Annotated in this window: 11 protein-coding genes; 5 read left to right on the top strand and 6 right to left on the bottom strand. The window is 57.3% G+C overall.

Going from position 1 to position 13,660, the window contains the following annotated elements; all coding sequences use genetic code 11:
- Both E7813_RS01460 and E7813_RS01455 read right to left on the bottom strand, forming a co-directional pair.
- Positions 1-528, bottom strand: a 528-nt coding sequence (locus E7813_RS01460; RefSeq protein WP_291570140.1) for a protein GlxC, incomplete at its 3' end; no start/stop codon positions are given.
- Between the two features lie 2 nt (positions 529-530).
- Positions 531-1,424: a glutamine amidotransferase family protein gene (locus E7813_RS01455; protein WP_291570143.1), complete on the bottom strand. Its 894-nt coding sequence runs from the start codon at positions 1,422-1,424 to the stop codon at positions 531-533.
- Between the two features lie 142 nt (positions 1,425-1,566).
- On the opposite strand from E7813_RS01455, the gene E7813_RS01450 reads away from it, so the two are divergent.
- The 5 genes from E7813_RS01450 to E7813_RS01430 all read left to right on the top strand — a co-directional run bounded on the left by E7813_RS01450 (position 1,567) and on the right by E7813_RS01430 (position 7,311).
- Positions 1,567-2,808 carry an FAD-dependent oxidoreductase gene (locus E7813_RS01450; protein ID WP_291570138.1) on the top strand — a complete coding sequence of 414 codons (1,242 nt, stop codon included), beginning with the start codon at positions 1,567-1,569 and terminating at the stop codon, positions 2,806-2,808.
- A gap of 8 nt (positions 2,809-2,816) precedes the next feature.
- The gene (locus E7813_RS01445; RefSeq protein WP_291570137.1) at positions 2,817-3,089 is read left to right on the top strand and encodes a sarcosine oxidase subunit delta; all 273 of its coding nucleotides are present in this window, start codon (positions 2,817-2,819) and stop codon (positions 3,087-3,089) included.
- Entirely contained in the window at positions 3,086-5,989 is a 2,904-nt protein-coding gene (locus E7813_RS01440) for a 2Fe-2S iron-sulfur cluster-binding protein (RefSeq protein ID WP_291570135.1), read from the top strand. The genes E7813_RS01445 and E7813_RS01440 overlap by 4 nt, the downstream gene beginning before the upstream one ends.
- Position 5,990: 1 nt before the next feature.
- Positions 5,991-6,551 (top strand): hypothetical protein, encoded by a 561-nt coding sequence (locus tag E7813_RS01435; RefSeq protein ID WP_291570133.1) that lies wholly within the window; start codon positions 5,991-5,993, stop codon positions 6,549-6,551.
- A gap of 139 nt (positions 6,552-6,690) precedes the next feature.
- A complete protein-coding gene (locus tag E7813_RS01430; RefSeq protein WP_291570142.1) occupies positions 6,691-7,311 on the top strand; it encodes an XRE family transcriptional regulator in 621 nt (206 codons plus the stop codon).
- Positions 7,312-7,359: 48 nt separating this feature from the next.
- Here the strand turns inward: E7813_RS01430 and E7813_RS01425 are convergent, their stop codons facing one another.
- From E7813_RS01425 to E7813_RS01410, 4 genes are all read right to left on the bottom strand, one after another.
- Positions 7,360-8,571 carry a M20/M25/M40 family metallo-hydrolase gene (locus E7813_RS01425; RefSeq protein ID WP_291570132.1) on the bottom strand — a complete coding sequence of 404 codons (1,212 nt, stop codon included), beginning with the start codon at positions 8,569-8,571 and terminating at the stop codon, positions 7,360-7,362.
- Positions 8,571-9,827 carry a diaminopropionate ammonia-lyase gene (locus E7813_RS01420; protein ID WP_291570130.1) on the bottom strand — a complete coding sequence of 419 codons (1,257 nt, stop codon included), beginning with the start codon at positions 9,825-9,827 and terminating at the stop codon, positions 8,571-8,573. Before E7813_RS01420 ends, E7813_RS01425 begins: the two co-directional genes overlap by 1 nt.
- A gap of 180 nt (positions 9,828-10,007) precedes the next feature.
- Positions 10,008-11,606, bottom strand: a complete 1,599-nt coding sequence (locus E7813_RS01415) for an MFS transporter (protein ID WP_291570128.1) — start codon at positions 11,604-11,606, stop codon at positions 10,008-10,010.
- Positions 11,607-12,062: 456 nt separating this feature from the next.
- On the bottom strand, positions 12,063-13,559 hold the full coding sequence (locus E7813_RS01410; RefSeq protein ID WP_291570126.1) for a gamma-glutamyltransferase: 1,497 nt from the start codon (positions 13,557-13,559) through the stop codon (positions 12,063-12,065).
- Between the last annotated feature and the right edge of the window lie 101 nt (positions 13,560-13,660).

The raw sequence follows: 13,660 nt of genomic DNA, 5'->3' as shown, positions 1-13,660 counted from the left end.
CGATCCAAGACTCTTCACCGAGCCACGGATAAACAACCTGGCTTCGTAAATCGAATCCCCAAGTGCATCACCGGCATCGCCGCATACCACGAGATTGCCCGCCTGCGCCATAAAGGCGGACATATGACCGATATTGCCGCGCACCACGATATTGATGCCCTTCATCGAAATGCCGCAACGCGAAGATGCGTTGCCTTCAATAACAAGCAACCCGCCATGGCCAGTAGCGCCGGCATACTGGCTTGCGTCTCCCTTTACGATGACCTCACCCGACATCATGTTTTCCGCAACCCCTGGCCCGGCCGATCCGTTCACGACGATCTTGGCTTGGCGGTTCATGCCCGCGCAGTAATACCCGACGCTACCGTGCACGGTGATATTGAGCGGAGCATTCACTCCGACCGCGACTGCGTGAGAGCCGCGAGGATTGACGATCTCCCAGTACGTTTCGTTCGTACCTTCTCCTAGCTCATGGAGAGCCTGATTGAGACTGCGTAGCTCGGAAGTCGCAAGATCGAATTTACGCATGATCAACGACCCCAGAAGTATACGGTCGCCGGCTCGGGCTCCCACACCTTGGCTTTGTCGATGCCGGGAAGTCCGGCAAGCGCGCGGTATTCCGAACCGAAGGCCACATAACGATCGGTTTCGGCGAGAATGGCCGGCTTGCAGGCAATTGGATCACGTAGGACTCCGAAGCCATCACGCGTACCGACCACGAATGTGTAGAACCCGTCGAGGTCACCAAGACTTTTTTCTAGAGCACCGCCGAGGCTCAAGCCCTTGTCCATCTGCGCTGAGAGATACGCCGCTGCGACTTCGGTATCGTTCTCCGTCTCGAAGATCCGGCCCTCACGCTTCAGTTCGCGACGCAGGTTATTGTGATTCGACAACGAACCATTGTGAACCAGACACTGGTCAGCACCGGTGGAAAACGGGTGGGCCCCCATCGTTGTGACCGCGGACTCAGTCGCCATGCGCGTATGACCAATACCATGTGTACCGCTCATCGCTGCGAGGCCGAAACGATCCGCGACGTCCGTCGGAAGCCCGACTTCCTTGTAGATCTCGATGCTTCGTCCGGATGCCAGCACGCGAAGGTCCGGAAACTGCTCCTCAAGGACACTGCGAGCTTGCCCGACAACACCATCCTCCAATCGGATCACCGCGTGTGTGTCTTTCAAGACGAGCGCAGCGCTGCTCCCCAGCGCCTTGGCGAGCGCGGATTGCAGCGCTTCGAACCTCAACGGATCCTGCGACTGTACCGTCAATTTGACCTGACTATTCTCGGTCGGGCCGTATACGGCGAAACCCGCGCTATCGGGGCCACGATCGCACATTGTGGCCAGCATCCCCGAGAGCATGCCGCCCAAATCGCCCTCGAGCGCTCGATCTTTCAGAAACAGCCCAACAATTCCACACATTGAAAAACCTTCGCGCAAACCTAGTCGCCTTTTCTTAGCAAGGGCGCGCGACAATTTCAATAGCAAGAAACAAATTTTCCTATTGAGAATATGTTGTCAATATGCGATTCGACTGAACGGCCCAGCCGAACATCGGTAGAACATGCCATTTGCCCTGCTCAAATACGGCCTGAACCCGCGCCGTCGGGACGCTCCTCAGCTCAAATGGCCGTCGGAGATCAAGAAGCACTACGACGTCGTCATCATCGGTGCCGGCGGCCATGGTCTCGCGACCGCCTACTACCTCGCGACACGCCACGGAATCACCAACATAGCTGTCCTCGACAAGGCATGGATGGGCGGCGGCAATACCGCACGCAACACCACGATCATTCGTGCCAATTACCTCACGCCTGAGGGCGTTGCATTCTACAAGGAATCGGTCGAGCTGTTTCGGGGATTGTCGCAGGAACTCGACATCAACATTATGTATTCGGAACGCGGGCATTTCACCCTGGCCCACACCGATGCCGCCATGCGCACGGCGCGTTGGCGCGCAGAGGTGAACAAGCATCTCGGCGTCGATTCAGAAGTCGTCGATGCGAAGGATGTAGCCCGTCTCTGTCCGATCATGAACGTCTCGGAGGACGTGCGATATCCGGTACTTGGCGCCCTCTATCATCCTCCCGGCGCTTTGGCGCGCCACGACGCGATCGCATGGGGATATGCCAAAGGAGCGATGGCGCGCGGTGTCGAAGTCCACCCTGGGACAGAAGTCGTAAACATCCTCAAGGAGGGCGACAGGGTCATTGGAGTCGACACCAGCCGAGGCAAGATATTTGCCGATAAGGTCGTTCAGGCTGTAGCGGGTTCGTCGAGCCGCGTGTCGGCGCTTGCCGGATTTCGTCTCCCGATCAAGACAATACCGCTGCAAGCTTGTGTGTCTGAACCGGTCAAACCGATTCTCGATCAGATCGTCGTCTCGGGATCGTTGCATGTCTACATATCACAGAGTGCGCGCGGCGAAATGGTCATGGGCGGAGCTACCGATCCTTACGGACTTTACTCGTCGCGCTCGACGCTGGACTTCAAGGAAGGACTAATGGCCCACATGCTTGAGTTGTTCCCGTTCATGGCCGAGCTTCGCGTCCTACGGCAATGGGCGGGAATCGCCGACATGACGCCGGACTTTTCTCCGGTCATGGGATTGACGCCAGTTCGCAACTACTACATCGACTCGGGCTGGGGTACTTGGGGATTCAAGGCCACGCCGGTCTGCGGATTTCGCATGGCTGAATGCGTCGCGACCGGACGGCAACCCGAACTTCTCGCACCCTTTGCTCTCGGGCGATTCGGCTCGTTCGACCTGGTTGGGGAAAAAGGCGCGGCTTCGGTCGGTCACTGAGTACGCTCATGAAGATCATGCATTGCCCCCTCAACGGCCCGCGCAACATTCAGGAATTCGTATGGATGGGCGATGTCAAGAAGGTGCCCGATCAGGCGAATTGTTCCGACGCCGAGTGGACCGATTATCTTTTCATCGAAGACAATACCGCTGGCGAGGTCGATGAATGGTGGTTGCACTCGCCAAGCAACTATCTCTTCGTCGCGCGCCGTAACAGGCTGACCGATGAGATCCTCTGGACAAAAAAACCTTCGGACTATTTTACGGATGACGCACCATGACCGTTGAAAACTTTAGGCTTGAGGCGAAGGGCTGGGGTTTCTTGCTCGATCGCAACAAACCTCTGAAGTTTACGTTCGATGGCGAAACCTACAATGGCTTTGATGGCGACGTCATCGCAAGCGCATTGATGGCGTCGGGCCGTCATGTCCTGTCACGTTCCTTTAAGTATCATCGCCCGCGAGGCGTGCTCACCATGGCCGGCCACGACGCGAACAGCATGGTGCAGGTGGGTGCGGAGCCCAATGTAAGAGGCGACCGTCATGGAATCGCGGCAGGAATGCAGGTGATCTCCGTCAATCGAATCGGCAAACTCGACCGCGATTGGCTCGCGGTGCTCGGCCTTTTTTCGCGCTTTTTGCCGGTCGGGTTCTACTACAAGACATTTTTTAGGCCTCGCGGCGCATGGCGTTTCTTCGAAAGACCGATCCGAGCATTGGCGGGGCTGGGGTCGCTTGATCCGCGAGCGCATCATGGCTATTTCGACAAGCAATACTTGTTCTGCGACGTTCTCGTGGTCGGTGGAGGACCGGCTGGCCTTCATGCTGCGATCGCGTCCGCATCTACCGGAGCGGATACATTACTCATCGACGAGTGGCCTGTACTCGGCGGCTCGCTCCTTTACGGTCGCATTTCCGGCAGTCGCGCTGCAGCTGAGTCAAAGCGATCCGAACTTGTCTCTCAGGTCGAGCGTTGTCCCAATCTCCGAATTTTAAACAACACCACGGTGAGTGGACTGTTTGCGGATAATTGGGCGTCGGCCCTAAAAGAAAATCGTCTGTTCAAGATTCGCGCCAAGCAAACCGTTCTGGCCAGCGGTGGTTATGATCAACTTCTGGTCTTTTCGAAGAATGATCTTCCGGGAATCATGTTTGCCGACGCGGCCCAGCGCCTGATGCGATTATATGGCGTCAAGCCAGGTTCCAAAGCGGTCATCGTTACTTCGAACCGCTTTGGTTACGATGTTGCTCTGGATCTTCTCGAGGCTGGCGTAGAGGTGGCTGCCATAGTGGACATGGGCAACGCCAACGAGGCTGGCGCTAGTAAGATGGAGGCACTGGGTATCCGCGTGATATTCAATTCGACCGTGGTCAAAGCGAAGGGTAAGGCCCGCGTCGAGGCCGTAGCCGTCGGCCCGATGCTGGATCGGGACAAGCGTGGACGGGCCGAATGGGTTGGGTGTGACCTCGTGGTCATGAGTGTCGGCTATTCACCGGCCATCAACCTGGCCTGTCATACCGGCGCGAAAGTGTACTACGACCCCGAGATTGCGATGCACCGGGCTACGGACCTGCCGCGCGGGATCGCCGTTACAGGGTCGGTAGGTGGGATCTGGTCTGACGCCTCGATCGGCGCAAGTTCGTCGGATGTCGGAAAGTCGGCAGCTCAAATGGCGTTGGGAACGAATTCAACCCCCGTAGCGCCGGCCCAAGACGATTCGGCCAGGACGATTACACATCACTGGCCTATTACGGAGTCGTCGGCCGGAGAGGAATTCGTCGATTTCGACGAAGACCTCCGGACCTGCGATATCGATGATACTGTCCAAGCTGGATACGACGACATTCAGCTGGTTAAACGCTATTCAACGGCCGGCCTGGGTCCGAGCCAAGGTCGTCATGCAAATATAAACACCATCCGATTGGTGGCTCGCGCAACCGGCCGCAGCGTTGAGGAGATTGGAACTACCACTTTTCGTCCGCCACTGGTACCCGAGAAATTCGGTCAATTGGCGGGGCGCGGCTTCGAACCGACTCGGTTGACCGCAATGCATGAACGACACGTGGAACTCGACGCATCGTTCACACCGGTCGGTCTTTGGCTGAGGCCGGCATATTACGGACCAAAGCAACGCGGCAATGCCGCGATCACCGCCGAGGTAACGGCAGTACGGAACGGCGTGGGCATCATCGACGTCTCGACCTTGGGTGGACTCGAAATACGCGGGCCGGATGCCGCGGCATTCCTCGATCGCGTTTATACCTTCAATTTTCTCAAGCAACCGGTTGGACGCTCGAGATATGCCCTGTTAACGGATGAGAGTGGCGTCATCATAGATGACGGCGTCGCCTGTCGTCTACACGAACAACACTTTTACGTCACCGCAACAACCGGCGCCGTCGACCAGGTCTACCGACTGCTGGGGTTCTGGAATCAGCACTGGCGCATGGACGTTGATATCGCCAACGTAACAGCAGCCTACGCAGGAATGAACGTGGCCGGCCCCGATTCTAGGGCCGTCCTCGAAAAACTTGAAAGCGATATCGATTTTTCAGCAGGTGCCTTTCCTTATCTCGCTGTGCGGATCGGGCGCATCGCCGGCATATCCGTGAAGATTCTGCGTGTCGGATTTGTCGGGGAGCTCGGCTACGAGATCCATTGCCTTTCAGGGTTCGGCGCTAAGCTGTGGGACAGACTGATCGACACAGGAAAACATTTCGGTATCACGCCGTTCGGCGTCGAGGCGCAGCGCGTACTGCGCCTCGAAAAAGGACACATCATCATTGGCCAGGATACCGACGGGTTGACGAATCCGGCGGAGGCCAACATGGTTTGGGCACTGTCGAAGACAAAGCCTTCGTACCTGGGTAAGCGGTCCGTCGATATGCAGATCGCAAAGGGTGTCAAGCGCAAACTGGTCGGCTTTACGCTCGCCGACGCCGCGTCGCCGTGCCCGAAGGAAAGTCACCTAGCAATCCAGGACGGCAACATCATAGGACGCGTCACGTCGGTGGTACGGTCGCCAACTCTTAGCAAAGTTATCGGGCTGGCTTATCTACCGACTGAACTCGCGCTGCCCTCTACTCGCTTCAGCATCCGCGTGGATGGAGGACGTATGGTGGAAGCGGAAGTGGTCCCCACGCCGTTCTACGATCCTGAAAACAAGCGGCAGGAAATGTAAGATGGCTCTGTCATCGATCGAGATTTTCAACCTGAGCTTTCTGCCAAGGAGCGGCTTCAAAGGAGGCGGCACTCTTAGCGCCATGCAAGCGCGCGGGCTCACATTTGAAAACCAACCCAATCGCGCGTTCCGGCAAGATGATGGTACGTTGTGCCTGGTCCTGGCCGCGACTGAAGTGTTTCTGCTCGGTTCACTTGGCGGCAACAATACCAGATTGGAAGAACTCGAGACCACATGGCACATTGAGGACGCGAAAGGTTCGTACCTCATGCCGCGGTGCCATACCCACGCGTGGTTCGCCCTGGAGGGCGACCGCGTCCCTGAAATGCTTGCCAAACTCTGCGCCGTGGACTTTCGGCCATCGGTATTCGGCGATCTTTCTATCGCTCAAACCTCGGTTGCGCGACTGAATTCGATTGTCCTACGTGCCGACCTCGAAAAGCGGAGAATCTACCACCTGTTGGCTGATAGCACCTGCTCAAGCTACATGTTAGCTTGCCTGAAGGATGCTGCTGAAGAGTTTGGCGGCCGCGTAAAGGACGCCGAACGATTGCTGTCCTGACCGCATGCGAAATGGACTAGAAATGGCCAGAGCCAGCGGCGAAAATAAAAGAACGGCAGCATCAGTCAAGAAGGAGGCTGATGACGTTGCCAAATGGAAACGCTCCAAGGGGGTGAAAGCGCCGCTGGCGCCCGCCAAGATGAATAGCCAGGACCCGCACGCCCTTGCCGGTACGCGGGACAGCATTCTGGAAGTCGCGATAGGAAGAGAAGTGCGTGCCGGCAGGAACAAGCTTGGCATCAACATCTCCGATCTCTCTGCAGCAACCGGCATTTCGCTGGGGATGCTTTCGAAAATTGAAAATGGGAACACTTCGGCGTCGTTGACCACGCTGCAGGCAATCTCGCGTGCGCTCGGAGTGCCGATAACGACATTCTTTCGTCGTTACGAAGAGCGCCGCTCCGCTAGTTTCGTAAAGGCAGGCGAAGGCCTTTCGATCGAACGGCGCGGAACGCGCAACGGCCATCAGTATCATTTGCTCGGATATAGTCCCGAACCGAGTTCGAAGATTGTAGTGGAGCCCTATCTGATCACCTTGACGAAGGAGTCCGATGTTTTTCCTCTTTTCCAGCATTCCGGAATGGAGTTTTTGCATATGCTTGAGGGAGAAGTCGTCTATCGGCACAGCGATATGCGCTACACCATGACTCCTGGTGACAGTCTCTTTTTCGACGCGGATGCTCCCCACGGACCGGAACAGATGGTCAAATTACCGATTCGTTTCCTTTCCATCATTTGCTATCCGAGGACAGACGACTGAGCCCGCAGAGAACTCAGAGCCTATGGCCAACCGCCAGGAACTTTTTCGTCATTCTCCCCTCCCCATCAATCTTAAAGCAGCGACCGCATAGATCTTGGCGCAATCGACCACATCTTGCTCGTTGGCGTAGTCATTCACACCAGCGGAAAGCGTAGGCTGGGGTCCATAGCAGATGGCCGGAACGCCACGGTCACGCCAATGGCGGGCATCGCTTCCTGGCAGTCTTACGACATAACGCGGAGCCTTTCCTCGCACCTTTTCGACCACCGATCCAAAGCTCTTCGTCAACTCGCTGCCCAAAGGCTCCCAACTTGCATCCCAGCCTTTCGGGTATGAAAGTTGCGTCCCCGGAATTTTAGCGGCTAGGGCCTCCAACGATCGTTTGAGATCAGAGATGGTGATCCCTGGAGGCAGACGCATGTCAAAGCGCGCACTAGCTTTTGGCGGAATCAAGCTCCGCACTGAGCCTGCATCCACGATCCCGGCGCTTGCTGACAAGCGGAGACCGAAGTTTCCCTCTCCGCCCGACACGCCTTCCAGATCTGTGGGCAGAGTCGCGTACGTGTCGTTCAAGGCATCGGTTTCGGAAATGATACGCGCGAGTTTACTGACCGCTGTTTCGCCGCGAAGCGCTCGCGACGAGTGGCCGGCGGCCCCGTGCGTCTCGATATCGACCCAGAGCAGCCCTTTTTCAGCGATAGCAAAGTCCATGAACCCCGGCCCTTCGGCGCTGATCATGAAGTCACCCGTTAGATCGGGGCGCACTTCGAGAAGGTGTTCGGTTCCACGCGTACCGAACATGACTTCGTCGCAAACGGCCGTAAAGCTCAACTTGCCCGGCAGGGCATCCCGATATCGGGCCAAGACCACCGTCGCCAGCGCCATTGCGGCGAGACCGCCTTTGAGATTTCCCATACCAAGCCCATACAGGCATCCATCCTTTCGTGTGAGGGCAAGGGGCGGCACTGTCCACGCGTTCTCGTCTCCGGCCTGCATGGTGTCCATGTGAGCATTGAACACCACGTGCCGGCCCGATCCTTTACCGACGAGGGACGCAACTACGTTCGCCGTTTCTTCGTCCACCGCGATCCGTTCGCTGACGACGCCGTGATCTGCGAGGAACTTCTGCACGACGGTCGCCACTTCGGCCGTCCTGCCGGGAGGGTTCATACTCGGTTCGGCGACTAGCCGGGCGCAAAGATCGACCAGCACTTCGCGATCTTGATCGATTTTTTTTACAAGCTCCGCTGCGAGCGGCATCAGAGAGCCTCTAATGCCTGAGCGGATGCCCAGCCGGGTGCCACCGTCTCCGCCGGCCGGCCGACGATCTCAGAATATATCATGGGATCGGTCGCGCCTTCCGTCCCAATGACAAGAACGACGCTGTTCGAATTGAGCTTGGCGGACCGGCGAGTTTCCGGCTCTCCCGCCAGCAGCAACATTGCTGCCAAGCCGGCGACGGCTGACTCGCCGGCGACAACTGGTTCATCGCCAAACCGTCCATCTGCGAGCACGCGCATCGTTTCCGCGGCGGCTTCGTCTTCGATTGCGATGAAACCGTCGGCTCCCTCGTCGAGGATATCCCAAGCGAGCAACGAAACCTCGCCACAGGCAAGCCCCGCCATGATGGTGTCAAGAGGACCTTTGTCCGAAGTCGGCCGTCCGGCCTTCGCACTCAGCAAGAGACACCGAGCCTTTTGCGGCTCCGCAACGAAGAACATGGGGGCCTTGTCGGCAAACCTTTCCCAAACGTACGAACAAATGCTCGCCGCAAGGCCGCCTACGCCGCCCTGCACAAAGATGTGGGTCGGAAACGCTCCTTTCGGAAGCTGATCGACGACTTCATCCATTATGATACCGTAGCCCTGCATGACATCGCGAGGAACTTCCGTATAGCCCTCGTAGGACGTGTCCGATACGACCTGCCAGCCATTCGCTGCGGCGTCCTTCGCCGCCAGCCGCACCGCGTCGTCATAGGTTCCCGCCACTCCCCTGACGTCGGCACCGTAGACAGCGATCGCGTCACGCCGCCCCCGACTGACGCCCGCGTGCACGTAGATGATGCAATGGCATCCGAACTTCTGAGCACCCCAGGCGACCGATCGGCCATGATTGCCATCCGTAGCGCACGTGACTGTGATCGACGACGTCACGTCGCGGAGCTTGCCGTTCGCCAAGTCCGCGGTGCTCGGACGTACACCTGTCCGAGCTTTTACTGCCTGTTGGAGATAGGAGGCGACCGCATACGCGCCGCCCAATGCCTTGAAGCTGCCGAGGCCGAAGCGCGCACCTTCATCCTTGTAAAGGATCGACCGCACGCCGGCGGTTGCGGCCAGCCCGTTCAGACCGCGCAGCTTCGTTGGCTTATATCCAGGCCACGAGACGATTTCCGACCGCGCGCGCCGAAGCGCTTCGAGATTGAGAATCCTATCTCTTCCCTTCGACGCATAACGCTCACTCCGCACTGGCTTCGGATTGAAGAGGAACTGAAAGTCCTGACTCAGTATCTTCGACATTCGACCTTCTCAGTAGCCGATGGCGATACGATCTCTTCGGGCCGACCCCGCCTCGCAGTTTCCGCGCTTTCAGTCCACCCAGATCGCTGCGCCGTTCTGGACGAAATCGTCACACGCGCCGGACGGCGGCCGAGAGCAGCTCCGATACTCGCCCTCTTTGGTGCAGCAAAACAGCCCAAATCACCGATCCAGAGACAAGTCTTTTGTCTCAGGAAGAAAAAGTGTGCCTATCACAAGGGACAATACTGCAAATCCGATTGGATACCAAAGGCCGGCATAGATATTTCCCGCGTATACGCTGAATGCAGTGGCGAAGAATGCAAGAAAGCCAGCGATGACGCCGTTTCCAACGTGGTAGGGCAGAGACATCGCCGTATAGCGAATGCGCGTAGGAAACAGTTCGACCAAGAAGGCTGCGACTGGACCAAACACGAGTCCAACCATAAACATGAGAGCCACGATGAGTCCAATTACTGCCGGACGATTGATGAGCGCCGGATCTGCTTTTTCCGGATAACCGTTTGCCTTCATTGCGCTTCTAATGGAAGCTTCGTCGAAGCCAAGGATCTCGCGGTCGCCAATCCGTGTGGTGACGGAGGCGGTCTGACTGGGCTTAAGTTCGTAGTTGACGCCAGCGCGCGTTAGTAAGTCTCGGGCCTTGTCGCAATCTGTCGATGGCTTCGAAAAAACATTGAAGTTGCAGTCTTTCGCTTCGACCGTGATATGCGTCGTCCGCAGAAAGTCAGCCAGCTTTGGGTTCGCGGCTTCCGTAATTGCCATGTAGATCGGCATCAATGTCAATGCCGCGAGGAAAAATCCGCTCAGCATTACCCATTTGCGACCAACCTTGTCGGACAACCATCCAAACAACACGATAAATGGAGTGCCCAGAATCAAGGCTATCGATATCAGCAGATAGGCATCCTGATAATCAACCTTGAGCGTTCCAGTGATAAAAAATAGCACGTAAAATTGACCTGCATTCCATACCACGCCTTCGCCCACGACCGCGCCAAAGAGTGCGATTAGAACCAGTTTTAAGTTCTTCCACTCGCCGAAACTCTCCGAGATAGGTGCCTTTGATGTGCGCCCCTCGGACAGAATTTTCTTGAACGCCGGAGATTCACTGAGCTGAAGGCGGATATAAACCGAGACAGCCAGGAGCAGCAGCGAGAATAGAAACGGAATTCGCCAGCCCCAGGCTGCAAAGCTCGCTGCATCAAGAACGAGTCGGCAGCCCAGAATCACAAACAGGGACAGGATGAGCCCTGTAGTAGCCGTTGTTGCAATCCAGCTCGTCTGGTATCCGCGTTCACCTGGTGCCGAGTGCTCCGCGACATAGACCGCAGCGCCCCCGTATTCCCCACCCAGGGCAAAGCCCTGGAGAAGGCGCAAGCTAAGGAGCAAAGCCGGCGCAACATACCCCACCGAAGCAAATGTCGGCATGACGCCGACGGCCGCAGTCGCAATACCCATTACGGTGATCGTGATTATGAACGCGACCTTGCGCCCAACCTTGTCCCCGATTCGCCCAAATACGAGCGCCCCAATGGGGCGCACGACATACCCGGCCCCGTACGTTGCGAGCACAGCGAGAAAAGCCGCTGTCGGATTGTCCGAGGGATAAAACAGGGCGGAGAAGAAGATTGCCAAGCTGCCGTAGAGATAGAAATCGTACCATTCGAAAACTGTCCCCAACGAGGCTGCGAAAACCACCTTTCGCAATTCCGCCTTTGTGACTGGCCGAACACCTACTTCGGTACGAACGCTGTCTGACATAGTTCCCCTCCATCTCGAGGCCTGGCGCTAAACCTCTGGTGATCAGCTCTGGATCCGGAAATGAGCTACATCATGCGACCGGAGAGGCGCTCGAGAACTGGCGCGCCCAACGGTTCGACGACTTCGCAACCACAGACCCGCGCTAGATTTCCAAACAGAAAAATTCGTACTTCGCGACGCGGACTGAAGATACTTGCCGGCTCGTAACGCCTCCCGTTCCGTGGCGATCGCATGCGGTACATGCTTTCTTCGTGAAAAACTATGGCCATTGTGACAATATTTGTCAAATAGGAAATATATTATCGTATTCGAAAATATGGAAGATTCTGAAATCACCTCGCCTGAACAATCATTTATGCGAGGCTTGGAGACGCGGCTCACCCGCCGAGCCGGTTCAAGGCCATTCTCCCCTGAAATCTATTGCGACGTCTCATGCAATGAGCGCCTCTTCGGCATTCATCCGGCGAGCGACCAAGTCTCCCTTCGCCAATCGGAACATGCGAAGGGCCGATTTTCGGCCAAGCCTGCACAAACAACCGCACCAAACCGCGTGTCGCCGGCAGCCACGTGAATTACCTGATGTTTGCGCGCGGCGAATTGCTCGGCAGCCGGATAACCGGCCTCTACGAGAAGCCGACCATCTTCACAACGCCAACGCGCGCGATCAATCGCACTCGGAAGGTCAAGGCCCTCCACAGCTAGTCCAATCAATATCTGCAGAAGCGTTTGCACCTGACCATCTGCCCCGGGTGTCGCCAGAGCGAAACACGCACTACCTGTATCGACAAGGATCGGGGCGAGCGTATGGATAGGGAGCACGCCGGAACGATAGTCGTTAGGCGCGTTCGTGAACCCGGCTGCTCGGTTATTCAGCACAAAGTCGCCATCCCGCACATAGATAGCCGAGCCAAAATCGTCAAATACGCTGATGAGCGAAGAGACAATCACACCATCTCCATCCGCAGCGGCTACGCCCGCAGTATGTAGATAACTTCGTGGTCCAGTACGTTCACTGGCTCGGTCAAGATTGACCGTCAATGGCTTCGCCAGAAGCGCGTCCCCTTGGCTCACCTCATCGCGGAAGGCGAACGTGGCTTTTGCAAGCTCTATTGCGGCGTGGTCGCGCTCTAATGACGACAGCTCTAACTGATCAAAACCGGCGAGCGCCATGAGCAGCAGGACGCCCTGAGACATCGGCGGCTGAACGTGTATGCGCAATCCTCTCCACGACAAACTAAGCGGTTCGGTCACAACACTGGCGTGCTTTGCCATGTCCGACTGAGAAAGAACTCCTCCGTGTTGGACGACAGCATCAACGATGGAATTTCCAAGAGAGCCTTCGTAAAACCAATCGGCACCGAAACGCCCGACGGCCGCTAAAGTCTTGGCCAACAACGGCAGGTGAACTGTCTCGCTGGGCCGCGCATCGAAGAATGGCCATTGCTGAGCGCCGCCTCGAACTAGTCGCGGTTTTTGAGCCGCCAAGGCGCGAAGCGTCTCGGGGCGGACCATAAACCCTGCTTGGGCGATTCGTATTGCCGGCGCCAACGCAGTGCCAAGTGGTACGTTGCCGAACCGTGCCGAGAGCTCACCCCAACCCGCCACAACGCCCGGCACCGTTACACTGGTTCCATCGTCGGCGACAGCGCTGCAGCAAGCTGAAGCAGAGCGCCCGGCCGCATTTATGGCCGTAATGTCGCCATTACCCTTACGCACCAGGAAGAACGCATCGCCGCCAAGCCCTCCCGCTTCCGGCGCAACCACCGAAATGACCGCTTGTGCAGCAATGGTCGCGTCGGCTGCTCCCCCACCCTGTGCCACCACTTCAAGAGCAGCCGCCGCTGCAAGAGGATGCGCTGCAGAAACGGCGACGCGCTGACCAAAGACAGCGGGCCGAGCTCGCGACGAATAGGCATCAGGAATGAGATCTAGATTACTATTGTGGCTTGCCATACGCCGCTCCTCTTAGCCGGCTTGTGGCCGCCGTATCGACTGCGAGGGGCGCCGGTTTCAAGACAACGGAATAGTCGCGGCGCGCCGCTTCAATGGTTAGG

This window comes from Bradyrhizobium sp., assembly GCF_004799405.1.
In the GTDB taxonomy this organism is placed as follows: domain Bacteria; phylum Pseudomonadota; class Alphaproteobacteria; order Rhizobiales; family Xanthobacteraceae; genus Bradyrhizobium.
This window is presented reverse-complemented; position numbering and strand designations above follow the sequence as displayed.